This is a genomic window from Streptomyces sp. NPDC058697, from assembly GCF_042715345.1.
Lineage (GTDB): Bacteria > Actinomycetota > Actinomycetes > Streptomycetales > Streptomycetaceae > Streptomyces > Streptomyces liliifuscus.
Genome location: NZ_JBHXSU010000063.1, coordinates 1 through 14,598 on the forward strand (window position 1 = coordinate 1; position 14,598 = coordinate 14,598).

At 70.1% G+C, this 14,598-nt stretch carries 12 protein-coding genes; 6 read left to right on the plus strand and 6 right to left on the minus strand.

Annotated elements, in window-relative coordinates; genetic code table 11:
- Positions 1-320: 320 nt before the first annotated feature.
- Both ACFWXQ_RS48560 and ACFWXQ_RS48565 read left to right on the plus strand, forming a co-directional pair.
- A complete protein-coding gene (locus ACFWXQ_RS48560) occupies positions 321-3,251 on the plus strand; it encodes a CDP-glycerol glycerophosphotransferase family protein (RefSeq protein ID WP_383953000.1) in 2,931 nt (976 codons plus the stop codon).
- The gene (locus ACFWXQ_RS48565) at positions 3,248-4,357 is read left to right on the plus strand and encodes a glycosyltransferase (protein WP_383952998.1); all 1,110 of its coding nucleotides are present in this window, start codon (positions 3,248-3,250) and stop codon (positions 4,355-4,357) included. The genes ACFWXQ_RS48560 and ACFWXQ_RS48565 overlap by 4 nt, the downstream gene beginning before the upstream one ends.
- A 12-nt stretch (positions 4,358-4,369) precedes the next feature.
- On the opposite strand, the gene ACFWXQ_RS48570 is transcribed toward ACFWXQ_RS48565, so the two are convergent.
- A complete protein-coding gene (locus ACFWXQ_RS48570; RefSeq protein WP_383952996.1) occupies positions 4,370-5,170 on the minus strand; it encodes an ABC transporter ATP-binding protein in 801 nt (266 codons plus the stop codon).
- Positions 5,163-6,098, minus strand: coding sequence for an ABC transporter permease (locus ACFWXQ_RS48575; protein WP_383952994.1), 936 nt, complete (start codon positions 6,096-6,098; stop codon positions 5,163-5,165). The genes ACFWXQ_RS48570 and ACFWXQ_RS48575 overlap by 8 nt, the downstream gene beginning before the upstream one ends.
- A 198-nt stretch (positions 6,099-6,296) precedes the next feature.
- On the opposite strand from ACFWXQ_RS48575, the gene ACFWXQ_RS48580 reads away from it, so the two are divergent.
- Together ACFWXQ_RS48580 and ACFWXQ_RS48585 are read left to right on the plus strand one after the other, a co-directional pair.
- Positions 6,297-6,953: a TetR/AcrR family transcriptional regulator gene (locus ACFWXQ_RS48580; protein WP_383952992.1), complete on the plus strand. Its 657-nt coding sequence runs from the start codon at positions 6,297-6,299 to the stop codon at positions 6,951-6,953.
- A gap of 252 nt (positions 6,954-7,205) precedes the next feature.
- The gene (locus ACFWXQ_RS48585) at positions 7,206-7,427 is read left to right on the plus strand and encodes a hypothetical protein (RefSeq protein WP_055517933.1); all 222 of its coding nucleotides are present in this window, start codon (positions 7,206-7,208) and stop codon (positions 7,425-7,427) included.
- 86 nt (positions 7,428-7,513) lie between these two features.
- Here the strand turns inward: ACFWXQ_RS48585 and galE are convergent, their stop codons facing one another.
- Genes galE through ACFWXQ_RS48600 form a run of 3 tightly spaced genes read right to left on the minus strand, consistent with a single transcriptional unit; the run spans position 7,514 to position 11,521 of the window.
- On the minus strand, positions 7,514-8,509 hold the full coding sequence (galE, locus tag ACFWXQ_RS48590) for a UDP-glucose 4-epimerase GalE (RefSeq protein ID WP_383952990.1): 996 nt from the start codon (positions 8,507-8,509) through the stop codon (positions 7,514-7,516).
- Between the two features lie 52 nt (positions 8,510-8,561).
- Entirely contained in the window at positions 8,562-10,208 is a 1,647-nt protein-coding gene (locus ACFWXQ_RS48595) for a glycosyltransferase family 2 protein (protein ID WP_383952988.1), read from the minus strand.
- 44 nt (positions 10,209-10,252) lie between these two features.
- On the minus strand, positions 10,253-11,521 hold the full coding sequence (locus ACFWXQ_RS48600) for a glycosyltransferase 87 family protein (protein WP_383953004.1): 1,269 nt from the start codon (positions 11,519-11,521) through the stop codon (positions 10,253-10,255).
- A gap of 102 nt (positions 11,522-11,623) precedes the next feature.
- Here ACFWXQ_RS48600 and ACFWXQ_RS48605 point away from each other — a divergent pair, with 102 nt between their 5' ends.
- Positions 11,624-13,375: a hypothetical protein gene (locus ACFWXQ_RS48605; protein WP_383952986.1), complete on the plus strand. Its 1,752-nt coding sequence runs from the start codon at positions 11,624-11,626 to the stop codon at positions 13,373-13,375.
- Between the two features lie 36 nt (positions 13,376-13,411).
- Here ACFWXQ_RS48605 and ACFWXQ_RS48610 read toward each other — a convergent pair whose 3' ends face one another.
- Positions 13,412-13,888 carry a MarR family winged helix-turn-helix transcriptional regulator gene (locus ACFWXQ_RS48610; RefSeq protein ID WP_383952984.1) on the minus strand — a complete coding sequence of 159 codons (477 nt, stop codon included), beginning with the start codon at positions 13,886-13,888 and terminating at the stop codon, positions 13,412-13,414.
- Between the two features lie 126 nt (positions 13,889-14,014).
- On the opposite strand from ACFWXQ_RS48610, the gene ACFWXQ_RS48615 reads away from it, so the two are divergent.
- A complete protein-coding gene (locus tag ACFWXQ_RS48615) occupies positions 14,015-14,428 on the plus strand; it encodes an organic hydroperoxide resistance protein (protein ID WP_383953002.1) in 414 nt (137 codons plus the stop codon).
- Positions 14,429-14,598: the final 170 nt, after the last annotated feature.

Below are 14,598 nucleotides of genomic sequence, written 5' to 3' on the forward strand. Positions count from 1 at the left end.
TTTTCCCCCCCCCCCCCCCCTCCCCTTCCCCTACTATTACTCGGGGCTGCCCCCCCTCAACCCCAAAAAGACTGCGCAGTTCCCCGCGCCCCTTAAAAGGGGCGCGGGGAACTGCGCGACAAGCCACAGCGCACCCGCACCCGACAACGCACCCCCACGGGGTCTGGGGCGGAGCCCCGGGGGACGGGAATGGGTAGGGGCGGCGGGGGCGAAACAGTCCCCGGAGCAACCCGGGCCTCTCGATCAACATCTACCTAAGTGGCCCCCAAGCGGCCTAGACCCCGTACAGGGTTTAGTGAGGGACACTTAGGATAAATAGGATGAACGAGGAATCGCTTCCCGTGCCGGGCGCCGCACCGGACGTGTCCGTGATCGTGATCGTCTACAACGACGAGTCACGGCTGGTCACAGCCGTGCGCTCCGTGCTGGAGCAGACCCTGCGGAACGTCGAGGTCGTGATCGTGGACGACCGGAGTACGGACGGGTCGTACGACGTGGCGCGGCGGCTGGCCGGCGAGCACCCCGGCCGGGTGCGGGCCTTCCGGCTCGACGAGAACAGTGGCGGATGCGGAGCCCCCCGCAACCACGGGATCGCCCAGGCGCGCGGCACCTACCTCCTCTTCCTCGACAGCGACGACGTACTGGAGCGCAACGCCTGCCGGAACATGCTGGAGGCGGCCGAGACGACCGGCGCCGACCTGGTCTCCGGGATGTGCGTGCGGGTGCACGTGGACTCGCGGAACGGCAAGGAGGTCAAGTGGTACCCCTGGCTGTACGCCCGCACCCGCACCCTGGAGTCGATCTCCGAGCTGCCCGACCTGCTCGTCTTCGACACCCTCTCGACGAACAAGTGCTATCGGAGAGAGTTTCTGGTGAGCCAGGGGCTCGCCTTCCCTGTCGGGATTCACTACGAAGATCTCCTCTTCTCCGCCCAGGCCTACGCCGCCGCCCGCCGGATCACCCTCATCCCGAACCGCGTCTACGACTGGAACGTCGTCGACAAGGCCGTGACCAAGTCGATCAGCAACCGGCGTGCCGAGATCGCCAACTTCGCGCACCGGATGGAGATCCACCGGCGGGTCGATCAACTCCTCGCCGACAAGGGCCTGCTGGAGCTGAAGTTCCACAAGGACGTCAAGTTCCTCAAGCACGACCTGGTGCTGCATCTGCGTGACCTGCCGTTCCGGGACGCCTCCTACCGGGAGGAGTTCGCCGCGATCGCGCGCGACTACCTGGAGTCCATCGACCGCGCCGCCTTCGACGAGGTGGAGCCCATCCACGCCATCTGCGCCTATCTGCTGCAGAAGAGTGACTGGGACAACCTCCTGCCGGCCGTGGACACCCTCACCAACCGGGACAAGATCTCCTCGCCGATGGTGGAACGCGACGGCCGGATCTACTGGTGTGCGGAACATCTCGACGACCACCTCGATGACCACTTCGGCGACCACCGCCTCGACGATCGCGACGGCGACTTCGCCCGGCACGTCCTCGACGTCACCGAACTCGGCTATCACGCCAAGCCCGTCGAGAAGATGTTCCTGCGCAACGTCCTGACCACGTACGAGGAGGCCGCCGGTACCGTTCGGCTCGCCGGGCGCATCACCAATCCCCTCGGCGTCATTCCGCCCGGTGCCCGGCTCGGAAGCGAGTTGGAGTTCGCCGCCCGGCGCAAAGGCGTGCGCTTTCAGGTCTTCCGCTTCCCCGTCGCCACCCTGCGGCACGAGGGCGAGGCCATCGCCTGGGAGGCGTCGGTCGACCTCGCGCGCGGGCTGCGGCCGCTGGGCATCGTGGACGCGGTGTGGGACGTACGGCTGCATCTCGACGTCGACGGTGTACGGACCACCACCCGCCTCACTGCTTCCGAACCCGGGCTGGCGGACGGGCAGTTGCCCGTGCGGCCCCGGCTCACCCGGCTGGTCGCCGACCACGTCACGCCCGAGATCTCCTCGCGCGGCCATCTCTCCTTCCGGATCGTGACCCGCGAGAAGGTGGACGCGCTCGTCGAGCGGGGTGTGCGGGGCGTGCCCGGCCGGTTCGCCAAGTCCGGGTACCGGAAGGCGAAGGAGGTGCGCAGGAAGCTCACCTCGGGTGACACCAAGATCCGCCTCTACCACGAGGTGTTCAGCCGGCTGCCCGTGAAGAAGGGGCTCGTCGTCTTCGAGAGCCACCTGGGCCGGCAGTACAGCGACAGCCCGAAGGCGATCTACGAGGAGATGCGGCGCCAGGGGCTCGACTTCGAGGCCGTGTGGTCGTACACGGGGAGCAGCCCTTCAGGGTTTCCGGCCGACGCCACTCTCGTACGCCGCTGGTCGCTGCCCTATCTGAAGGCGCTCGCGCAGGCCGAGTTCTGGGTCGACAACCAGAGCTATCCGCTCAAGCTCACCAAGCGGCCCGAGACGACCTACATCCAGACCTGGCACGGCTCGGCTCTCAAACGGATGGGCTTCGACGAGCCCGAGTGGAAGCTCAGGACCCGGCCCGAGCAGGCCGAACAGCAGCGCACCCTCGACCGTTTCGACCGGTTCCTGATCCGCTCCGAGCACGATGTACGCACCCTCGCCCGGGCGTTCCGCCTCAAGGAGAAGACGCTGCTGCGGGTCGGTTATCCCCGCAACGACGATCTCGTGCGGGCCAGGAGGAGAGAAGAGGAAGTCGGCCTTCGCGAACGCGGGGCGCTCGCCGCCGAGTTGGGGATTCCCGACGACAAGGCCGTGTTGCTGTACGCGCCCACCTTCCGGCAACACGGGGGCAGGCAGCGGCGGTTCGAGCTGCCCTTCGACGTGGAGCGGTTCGCCGACACGTTCGGCGACCGGTACGTCCTGCTCGTGCGCTCGCACTACCTCAACCACGTCGTGCTCCCGCCGTCCGTTCGCGGGCGCGTCATCGACGTATCCGCACACCACGACGTGACCCCGCTGCTCGCGCTCGCCGACGGGCTGATCACCGACTACTCGTCCGTGATGTTCGACTACGCGCTCCTCGGCCGGCCGATGTTCTTCTTCGCGTACGACTACGAGGAGTACGTGCACGAGGGCCGCGGCACCTACTTCGACCTGCTGGAACGGGCGCCGGGACCGGTCGTCCACACCGAGGACGAACTGCACACCGCCCTCGCCTCCCTGGACGAACAGGCCGTGAAGTACGCGGAGGCGCGGGAGGGGTTCGTGGCGGAGTTCGGCGAGTACGACAAGGGGAACGCCGCCCAGAGCATCGTCGACCAGTTCTTCGCGCAGTGGAGGCGTGGATGACCCTCGTGAGCACCGATCCGCAGCGGGACGTCTTCTTCGTCTCCAACAGTGTCAATGAGCTGGGCGGAGTGACCAGTTGGTCGCACCAGATGGCCCGGCTCCTCACCGGGCGCGGGCATCGCGTCCACGTCGTCGGCATCACCCCGCCCGGCGTCGTGCAGGAACTCGGCGAAGTGCCCTATCCGATGACGACGTTGTACGCCGGGCAGCCGCCGCGGCCCGGCCGGGCGCGTGAGGCGAGCATGCGCGAGCAGGCCGTCAGGCTCACCGCGCTGTTCCGGGCGGCCCGGCCCGGCGCGGTCGTCATCGTCACGCAGGTGTGGGCCATGGAGTGGGTCGCGCAGGCCGACACCCGAGGGCTGACCGTGATCGGGATGAGCCACGAGTCCTTCGAGTACTCGAGGGCGTCCTCGCGCTTCCAGCGGGTTCGGAAGTACTACAAGGACGTCGACCGCATGCTGGCGCTGACCCGCGAGGACGCCGACCTGTGGATCGGACAGGGCATGAACAACGCGTCGTATCTGCCGAATCCGCTGCCGTTCATGCCCGAGGTGCCCTCGCCGCGCACCGAGAAGGCGGTCGTCAGCATCGGCCGGCTGCACGACCAGAAGGGCATCGACATGCTCCTCGACACCTGGGCGGAGGTCGCGCCGCGCCACCCCGACTGGCGGCTGCGCATCTATGGCTCGGGCGAGGACGAGGAGATCCTGAAGAAGCAGTGCACGGCTCTCGGGCTCGACAACTCCGTGGACTGGATGGGGCGTACGAGCGATGTGCCGGGCGCCTTGCGCGGCGGGTCCGTCTTCGTCCAGTCCTCCCGCGGCGAGGGCTTCCCGCTCGCCCTCATGGAGGCCATGGCGACCGCCGTGCCCTGCGCCGCCTTCGACTGCGCCCCCGGCGTCCACGAGATCGTCCACGACGGCGAGGACGGGCTGCTCGCCACCCTGGGCAACACCGGTGAACTGGCCCGCCGACTCGACACGTTGATGTCCGACAAGGAGCTGCGGGACAGGATGGGCGACCGGGCCCGCGTCAACATCCAGCGATACACGACGACCGAGATCGTGAACAGGTGGGAGGACCTGTTCAGCTTCCTCGAACGCTGATCCCGGCGCCCCTCAGGGGGCTTTGCCCCCACCTCCGGTGAACTTCTCGTACTCCTTCAGTACTTCCTCCGTGGGCCCGTCCATCCGCAGCTCCCCCCGCTCCAGCCACAGCACCCGGTCGCACGTGTCCCGGATCGACTTGTTGTTGTGGCTCACAAGAAAGACCGTCCCCGCACTCTTCCGCAGCTCCCGGATCCGAGCCTCGGAGCGCTTCTGAAAGGAGCGGTCCCCCGTGGCCAGGGCCTCGTCGATCATCAGCACGTCGTGGTCCTTGGCCGCGGCGATGGAGAAACGGAGCCGCGCGGCCATTCCGGACGAGTACGTCCGCATGGGCAGCGTGATGAAGTCGCCCTTCTCGTTGATGCCGGAGAAGTCGACGATCTCCTGATACCGCTCGCGCACCTGTTCCCGGGACATTCCCATGGCGAGGCCGCCGAGATGGACGTTGCGCTCGCCGGTCAGGTCGTTCATCAGGGCGGCGTTCACACCGAGCAGCGAGGGCTGCCCGTCCGTGAAGATCCGCCCGTGCTCCACCGGGAGGAGTCCGGCGACGGCCTTGAGCAGCGTGGACTTTCCGGACCCGTTCGTGCCGATGAGTCCGATGGCCTCTCCCCGGTACGCCGTGAAGGAGACCGCCTTCACGGCGTGCACCTTCCGCACACCCGAGGCCTGTTCGGTCTTCCTCCGGCGCAGGATGCGATTGAGGGCCGCGGTGGCGCTGCCGCGGCCGGCCCCCGTGCCGTTGACGCGGTAGACGATGTCGACGCGGTCGACGACGACCGTCGGGACGGGTGCGTTGTCGGGATCAGCCACGGCCGTACGTCTCCTCTGCCTTCCAGAAGTAGATGAAGCCGCCGACGCCGGCGAGCAGCGCCCAGCCGACCGCGAGCGCCCACACGTGGTGGGGCAGCTGGCTCGCGTGGAAGGTGTCGATGAGCGCGAACCGCATGAGGTCGATGTAGACCGCGGCCGGGTTGCACTCCAGGGCGAGCAGCACGATGTGCGGCATGTCCTGGTGGGCGGTGAGCACCTTGTCGATGCTCCACATGACACCGGACACGTACATCCAGGTGCGCAGCACGAACGGCATCAGCTGTGCGATGTCGGGTGTCTTCGCGCCCATTCGGGCCATGATCATCGCCACGCCCGCGTTGAACACGAACTGCAGTGCCAGGGCGGGAACGGCCAGGAGCCAGGACACACTGACGGGCACACCGACGCAGAGCAGGATCACGAACAGCGCGGCCATCGAGAACAGCAACTGCTGGAGCTGTTGCAGCGCGTACGACACCGGGAGCGCGGCCCGCGGGAAGTGCAGGGCGCGCACCAGGCCGAGGCTGCCGGAGATCGCCCGGGTGCCCGCCATGATCGAGCTCTGGGTGAACGTCCACACGAAGACGCCGGTGACCAGGAACGGGATGTAGTCCGGTACGCCGCGGCTCGTGCCCATGAGCTCGCCGAAGATGAAGTAGTAGACCGCCGCGTTCAGCAGGGGCGTGGCCACCTGCCAGACCTGGCCGAGCTTCGCCTGGCTGTACTGGGCGGTGAGCTTGGCTGTCGCGAACGCCGTGATGAAGTGCCGCCGCGCCCACAACTGGCGGACGTACGCGGGCAGTGAGGGGCGGGCGCCGCTGACCGTGAGGCCGTAACGGGCGGCCAGCGCCTCGGCGTCGTCGGGCGGGACGGCCGATGCCGGCACCGGGTCGGGTGCCGGGGGCGGTGTGTGGAGGACCTGACTCACATCCGCTGCTTTCGCTCGGAGCGCGGGGCTCGTGGGAGGGGTGTGCGAACGCTTCTTTTACGTCGCTACGGGCCCGTCTTTGCCCGTACCTGGGACCCTCTTTACGTCGGGACGGAACCGTATCGTCGTAACGTGAGCGTAGATCGATCCCACGTCGGAACGCAACCGTTTCGTCGTGACGCCCCTATGCTGTTCGGCATGACGACGAACGCCGACGGGACCCCGACGAACGCCGAAGGGGCCCCAGAGAGCCCGCAGCAGCCGCGCCGCCGGACTCCCGCCGGGGCGGCGGTGCTCCGGGAGGACGTGACGGAGGCCATCAGGGCGGCCGTCTTCGAGGAGCTCGCGGCCGTCGGATACGCGCGGATGTCCATCGAGGGGATCGCGCGCCGCGCGGGCGTGGGAAAGACCGCGGTGTACCGCCGGTGGCGTTCCAAGCTGCACCTGGTGCTCGACCTGGTGTCGGCCGTCGCCGTGCAGGGGCTGCCGGCACCCGACACGGGCACCCTGGAGGGCGACCTGCGTCTCCTGTACGAGGTCACGTCACGGGCCCTGCGTCACCCTGTCGCCTCGCAGATCATCCCCGACCTCCAGGCCGAGGCCGCCCGCAACCCGGACATCGCCGAGGCCATGCAGAAGGCTCTGCGGGAGGGGCAGGAGGGCGTCGCCAGCGGCATCGTGGCCGCGGCGGAGCGGCGCGGCGAGGTCCGGATGGGCATCGACGACGAGCTGGCGCTCGACCTGATCTCCGGGCCGCTGTACTGGCGCTCGGTGGTGATCCGCAGCCCCAAACTGCCGAAGGGGTACCTGGAGAGCCTGGCCCGGGCCACGGCAGAGGCGCTCAAGGCGTTGTAAGGATGTTGTAAAGGCGGCTGAAGGGCGTCGAAGGGTGTCGAAATGGCGCCGCCGGGTCACGAAGTCCGGGTCCACGTGCGGGTTGTGGAAGTCGGCCGAGACTGGTCCCGTTCATGCCAGGGAGCCGCGTATCGTCGCAGCTCGGCCCCCCTTGGGGGGTGCCCCGGCAAGGGGCGTCAACCCCGTAGCGTCCGGATCGTTGTCATCCGGGCCTCACTTTCGAGGCCCTCGGGGGCGCATACTGGACTGACGATGACGAAGCCATCCGCGCCCCGGCGCCACCTGTCCACCAGTCCCTTCAAAGCTCCGGTTGTCCCGGTCGCCAAGCACTTCGCCCTGGGTGACCGTGTTACGCACGACCAGTTCGGCCTGGGCAGGATCGTCGGCGTCGAGGAGGGCATCGCGATGCTCGTCGACTTCGGCTCCCGCCAGGCCCGTATCGTCAGCCCCTACACCCGCATGGACAAGCTCTGACGGATCCCGTCAGTACACCCGTCAGGCACTCGCCGCGGCCCCGGACGATGTCCGGACCGCGGCGAGTGCGTTTTCCGATCCCGGTCCTAGGAACCTGATCCCTGAGCCCGTCGGGCCTCGGGGTGGAGCCGTACCCACCCCTCCCAGGCCGACGTGATCATGTCGTGGACGTCGTACTTGGCCTTCCAGGCCAGTTCCGCGGCGATGCGGTCGGCGGAGGCGACGACGCGGGGCGGGTCACCGGGCCGGCGCGGGGTGGCGGACGGGGCGAGCGTGTAGCCGGTGACCTCGTTGATCCGGTCGATCATCTCGCGGACGGAGACGCCCTCACCGCGGCCGATGTTGAGGGTCAGGTCCGTGCCGGGAGCGGCTGCCAGCCGGCGGGCGGCCGCCACATGGGCCTCCGCGAGGTCGGAGACATGGATGTAGTCGCGGACGCACGTGCCGTCGGGGGTCGGGTAGTCGTCGCCGAAGACCCGCGGGGGTGCCCCCTCCGTGAGCTTCTCGAAGACCATGGGGATCAGGTTGAAGACGCCCGTGTCGGCCAGCTCCGGCGTCGCCGCGCCCGCCACGTTGAAGTAGCGCAGGGAGGCCGTCGACAGGCCGTGGGCGCGGCCCGTGGCGCGGACCAGCCACTCGCCCGCCAGCTTGGTCTCGCCGTACGGGCTCATCGGTACACAGGGTGTCTCCTCGGTCACGAGGTTGACGTCCGGCATGCCGTACACCGCCGCGGAGGACGAGAACACGAAGGACGGCACCGCGGCGGCCGTGACCGCCTGCAGCAGCACCCGCAGCCCCTCGACGTTCTCGCGGTAGTAGTGCAGCGGCAGGTCCACGGACTCGCCGACCTGCTTCTTCGCCGCCAGATGGACGACACCCGTGACGGCGTGGTCCTTGAGCGCCCGGGCCACCCGCTCCCCGTCCAGGGTCGAGCCGACGACCAGCGGCACCCCGTCGGGCACCCGCTCGGCGATCCCGGTGGACAAGTCGTCGTACACCACGGCCCGTTCGCCCGCCTCGGTCATCGCACGGACGACGTGCGCCCCGATGTAGCCGGCGCCGCCGGTGATCAGCCAGGTCATGTATCGGCCGTCCCCTCGTGTGTCGGTTCGTGTCAGTCGGTCGAGCCGACTGTCAGTGAAGCAAACGCCTCATTCTGCGGCCCACCACGGTGGTCATTCCACGCCAACCGGGCGCCAGTCGCAGCGCGAGCGAGCCCGCGTGGGTCGCGTACGGCTGGACGAGCAGCAGCCCGTGCCTGCCGTTGCGCACGACGGACCGGCGCAGCAGGCCCGGGCCCGCGACGGCGTGCGCGGTGGTCTCGCGGCTCGTGCCGTCGTGGAAGCGCAGGCGAAGGCGCAGGTCCCAGGTGCCGGAGCCGAGCGCCGCGAGGTCGAAGGACGCCTCGGCCGTCCAGGAGTCGGTGCCCCCGTCGCCGCCCGTGACGACGTCGACCGGATCGAGGTCGTCCGGAAGGAACTCCGCCGTCACCGTGAGCCCGACCGCCCCGTCGTGCCGGTTCACGAACTCGGCGTCCACGGTCGCCGGCGCCGCGTCCGCCATCCGCCCGTACAGCTCGTGCAGGCGCAGCCGCAGCCGGGTGGCACGCGCGCGGGGCCGCAGTTCCGCGTCGACGGCCACAGGGAGGAGGCGTACGGGCCGGAACAGGAGGTGTTCCAGAGTCACTTGCGTCAGATCCGCGGACCAGACCGGCGTACCGTCCGCGAGCCGTGCGTACGGCGGCCGCAGCCGGGCCGGGCGCGCCGCGACCTCCTTGACGCGGGTCAGGTCGCGGGGCTCCTCGGAGGCCGTCACGACCTGTGCGACGACCCGTCCCGGCGCCGGCGCGAGCGCGAGGTCCCCCGCGTCGAACATCGCGAGGTACGCGCGCGTGAGGACCCACCACTCGCGCCGGTACTCGGGACCGCGCCGGTCGAGCTCGCGCGCGTACATCCGCAGCGAGTGGTCGAGGAACCGCGCCCGCGTCGCCCGCGCCAGCCGCTTCTCACCGGCGGCCAGGAGGATGTCGTACGAGAGGGCGTGGGCGGTGATCCTGGACCGCCAGTTGCCGACGCCCGCCCGGTCCAGCGAGATCGACAGCCGCTCGGCGCCGCGGCGCACGTGCCAGACGTACACGGTGTCCGGGATCAGCGCGATACGCGGACCGGCGGCCAGCACGCGCGCGGTGAAGACGAAGTCCTCGTAGGGGAAGCGTCCCGCGGGGAAGCGGATGCCGTGCTCGCGCAGGAAGTCGGTGCGGTAGAGCTTGTTGACGCAGAGCGTGTCGTGGACCAGGTGGGTGCGGCGGGACGGGTGCTTCACCAGGGCGGCCCTGGCGTACAGCTCGGGCTGCCAGGGGACCTCGCGGCCGGACGGCAGCTCGCGGCGCACACACAGACCGGCGGCGACCTCGGCCCCGCGCCCGGCGGCCGCGTCGAGGAGCGCGTCCACGGCACCGGGCGGCAGGACGTCGTCGCTGTCCAGGAACATCACGTACGGGGCCGTGGCGGCGTCGATGCCGTCGTTGCGGGGGCTGCCGCAACCGCCGCTGTTGACCTTGCGGCGGAGCACCCTCAGGCGCGGTTCGTCGAGGGCGAGGCGGTCCAGGAGATCAGCGCTGCCGTCGGCCGAGCAGTCGTCCACGGCGATGACCTCCCGGACGGCGGGCCCCTGCGCGAGGGCCGAGCGCACCGCGTCCGTCACATGGGCGGCGTCGTCGTACCCGATGACCACGACGCACACCTGTGACTGGTGGGGAGGTATGGCTTGGAGGGGTCGCATGGCTTCCACAGGGCGAAATAGTGGCTGGTGTAGGTAATTTTCCGTTAAGAGGTACTTACTGTCTCGTGGGGAAGATGACGGGAATTGTGTGAGGGTTCCGTCTCCGCTGATCGAATTCCCGCGGACCGGACGCCGGCCGGCCGGATCCCGGCGGTCCACAGGCGGCGGAAGGAGAGCGCCGCGGCCCCGACGAGCAGTCCGTTGCGGACGAACATCAGCAGGGTGCCGGTCCAGGTGCAGTCCATGACGTCCCTGTACAGGACGGGATACGCGAGGGCGCTGGCCGCCGCGGCCGCCATGATCAGCACGGCCACCGGACGCTGCGAGGTGTGCCGCGAGGTCAGACACACCGCGGCCAGCCCGAGCAGCCACACCAGGTACTGGGGGCTGATCACCCGGCTCGTCACGGTGAACAGGAGCACGGCACAGAGCGCGGCGTCGTACGGGGTCGCCGGCGTCCAGTGCCGGGCCCGCAGGCGCCACAGCAGCAGGGCCCCGAACGCGGCGACGGTGAGTGCCAGCGACCCCGCGGCGATCGTGCCGACGTACGGCCCCGTGAACTCCATCGCCCCGTACCGGTAGCGCACCTGCCCCGCCCAGCCGGCGTGCCGCGCGAAGGACAGGGCCGTTCCGCCGAGCGACTCGATCTGCACGCCCCGGCCGCCCTGCTGGCGTACGAAGTCGAAGGGGTGGCGGAAGAGGGCGGCGAGCGCGAGGAGCAGCACGCCCGCGGTGACGGCCGCCGAGGTCCACACCTCCCTCGTCGTACGCCCCCTGGGGGTGCCGATCAGGATCAGCGCGGGCCACACCTTCACGAGGGCGCCCAGCGCCGCGAAGACGCCGCACGCGCGCGTGGAGCGCGAAAACGTCAACAGGGCGATGACGGCAAGGGCGGTGACCTGCACGTCGTAGCGGGCGAGCGGGAGGTGCAGGAGGAGGGGCAGACCCGCGATCCACAGGGCCGCGCCGCGCAGGCTGCGGCCCGTCCGGGTGCCCGCGCGCGTGAGGGCGACGGCGACCAGGGCGTCGGCGGCGAGCGCCAGGAGCACGAACGCCTGGAAGTACGTCAGCCCCGGCAGCAGCCCGGGGGACAACAGGACCGGGCCCGCGCCCGGCGGGTACTGCCACAGCCGGTCGCCCGAGGGGAACGTGCCGTGGGCGAGCACGCCGAACCAGCGGGCGTACAACTGGTGCACCTCGCGCGCGACACCGCCGATGCCCAGTGGGGCGTGCCCGTCCCGGGCGAGCAGCCAGAGCATCAGGGCGCGGGTGGTGAGCCAGCCGACGGCGACGGGGAGGAGACGGGGCTTCATCCAGGGCTTCACCCGACGGATCGTAAGCCGCAAGAAGGCACATAACGTCTGATGACGGGTCAATCACGTGTGAAGGCTGACTAATAGCACAAAATCTGGTGCATGGTCGTCAAGCGCCCGCAGGTTGCCGTCGCCGTGCTCGTACCCGTACTCGTCATGTTCGGGATCGGTCTCTGGGGGATCGATCGTGGCGGGATGTGGCGCGACGAGGCGGTCACCTTCCAGGTGGCCCGGCGCTCGCTCCCGCAGATCTGGCAGCTGCTGCACTCCGTGGACGCGGTGCACGGCCTCTACTACCTCCTCATGCACCCCGTTCTCGCCCTCCACCCCGGAGAGGTCGCCCTGCGCGTCCCCTCGCTCTGCGCGGCCGCCGCGACTGCGGGCCTGGTCGCGGCCCTGGGCGCCCGGCTGGCCCGCCCGAGGGTCGGCCTGTGGGCGGGCCTGCTGTACGCCGTGACCCCGATGGCCGGGCACTTCGCCCAGGAGGGCCGTTCGTACGCGCTGGTCGCCGCCGGGGTCACGGCATCGACGCTGCTGCTGGCGCGGGCGGCGACGGCCGACGCGGACGGGAGCGGGGGCCGGGACGGAATCGGGAGCGGGGGCGGGGGCGGGGATCAGGAAGACGCGCCCGTGGGCCGGCTCGCCCGGCACGCGCGCGTGGTCGGCTGGTGCGCGTACGGAGGGGTCGTCGCCGTCACCGTCCTGCTGCACGAGTTCGCGGTACTGATCCTGCTCGCGCACGCCGCCACCCTGGCCCTCGCCCGCATGCCCCGCCGCGTGTGGCGCGACTGGGCCTGCGCCGCGGGTGCCGTACTCCTCGTCCTCCTTCCGCTCGCCCTGATCTCCAGCGGCCAGGCGGACCAGGTCGCCTGGCTCCGGCCCCCGGGCGGCGGCACCGTCGAACGCCTGCTGCGCTCCTTCACCGGCCCGACCCAGCTGGTCCTCGGCCCGTATCTGCTGCTGATCGCCCTCGCCCTGCGCTTCCCCTTCACCCCGCCCGCCCGCCGCGGCGAACTCTCCGTCCCCACGGTCGCCCTGCCGCTGCTCCTCCTCCCGCCCGCGGTCCTCATCGCGGTCTCACGCCACTGGCCGCTCTACGACGACCGCTATGTGCTGTACGCGCTGGCCGGGGCGCCGTTGCTGGCGGCGGCGGGGGCGGAACGGCTGATCCTGGCGGCACGGCGGGTGGGGCTCGCGCGGCGCGAGACCGATGGCCTGATGCGGGGGGTGGGGGGTGGCCCTGGTGTTGGTCTTGGTCCCGGTGCAGGTCCGGGCGCTGGTGCCGGTTCGGGTGCCGGTGCTGGTGGCGGTGCCGATTCCGATTCCGATTCCGGTCTCGGTTTCGTACGAGGCGTCCGTGTGCCGTACGCCGCCACGCTGGCCGGCGTGCTGGCCATCACCCTCGCCTTCGTCTCGCAGCTCCCCGTTCTCCGGGAGGACCGGGACCCCGCCCGCCGCCCCGACAACCTCGCCGTGGTCTCGGCCGCGGCCGCCCAGCGGATGAGCCCCGGCGACTCCGTGCTCTTCCTGCCGTCGCTCGGCAGGCGCTCCGCGCTGGCGTACCCGAAGGGGTTCCAGGGCACGCGCGACATCGCGCTGGCGGAGCCCGCGCCCGTCTCCGGCACGCTCTACGGGCGCGAGACCGGCCCGGACGAGCTGCGCCGCAGACTTGCCGGCCTGGACCGCGTGTGGGTGGTGGCCGAGCCGTACGCGCTGAAGTCGGCCTGGTATCCGAGCGATCCGACCGAGCGGGTCAAACTCACCGTCGTGGGCGAGGAGTTCGTGCCGCAGGCGGAGTTCGTACGGAAGGGATCGATTCTGCGGCTGTATGTGCGGAGGGCTCCGATGATGTGAGTGCCCTGTGGTGTGTGGCGCGCGGGTGGGCGGTGGTTACGCGCCGCAGCCCGGGGTCTCGTCCAGGGCCGCCGCGTCCAGTGCGTTCGTGAGCTTGTCGAGCCGGGCGCGCAGTTCGAGGATCTCGTCCAGCTCGAAGGTCGTCGCGGCGGCGATCCGGCGCGGTACGCGCAGTGCCTGCTCGCGCATGGCCGTGCCCTCGTCCGTGAGTCCGACCACCACGGACCGCTCGTCGTGCGCACTGCGCTCACGCCGTACGAGGCCGGCCGCCTCCAGTCGCTTCAGCAGCGGCGACAGCGTGCCGGAGTCGAGCCGCAGGTGCTCGCCGACCTTCTTCACGGGCAGGTCTCCGTGCTCCCACAGGACGAGCATGACCAGGTACTGCGGGTACGTGAGCCCCAGGTCCTTCAGCACGACCCGGTACACGCCGCCGAAGGCGCGGGAGGCCGCGTTCAGGGAGAAGCAGATCTGCTGGTCGAGGCGGAGGAAGTCCTCGTCGGGCGTCGTGGTCATGCGTCCAGGATACCTTGGGTGCGTCATTTAGTTGTGCACAACTGAATTGTGTGCCATAGTTGCGGTCGTGAGGGGGGCCGGTCAGGGCCCGCCGATACGACGTTGACCCTGAGAGGGATGGTTTTCATGGACGCGCTCTACACCGCTGTCGCCACCGCCACCCACGGCCGTGACGGCCGGGCCTACAGCTCCGACGGCAAGCTCGACCTGGAGCTCGGTATACCGGTGGAGATGGGCGGCAACGGTCAGGGCACGAACCCGGAGCAGCTGTTCGCCGCCGGTTACTCGGCCTGTTTCGCCAGTGCGCTCGGTGTGGTCGGTCGTATGGCGAAGGTCGATGTCAGTGACGCGGCGGTGACTGCGGAGGTCGGTATCGGCAAGCAGGGGGAGGGCTTCGCCCTTGCTGTCACGCTGCGGGTGGAGCTGCCTGAGTCCGTGGACGCCGAGACCGGTCGCAAGCTGATCGAGCAGGCTCACCAGGTGTGCCCGTACTCCAACGCGACCCGGGGCAACATTCCGGTCGAGCTGATCGTCGAGTAGCAGCTTTCTTCGCCCCCGCCGCCCCTACCCGTCCCGTCCCCTGGGGCTCCGCCCCAGACCCCGTGGGGTTGTGTTGTCGGGTGCGGGTGGGTGGGGGCTGGTCGCGCAGTTCCCCGCGCCCCTAAAGGCCTAAAGACCTAGGGGCGCGGGGAACTGCGCAGTCTTTTGGG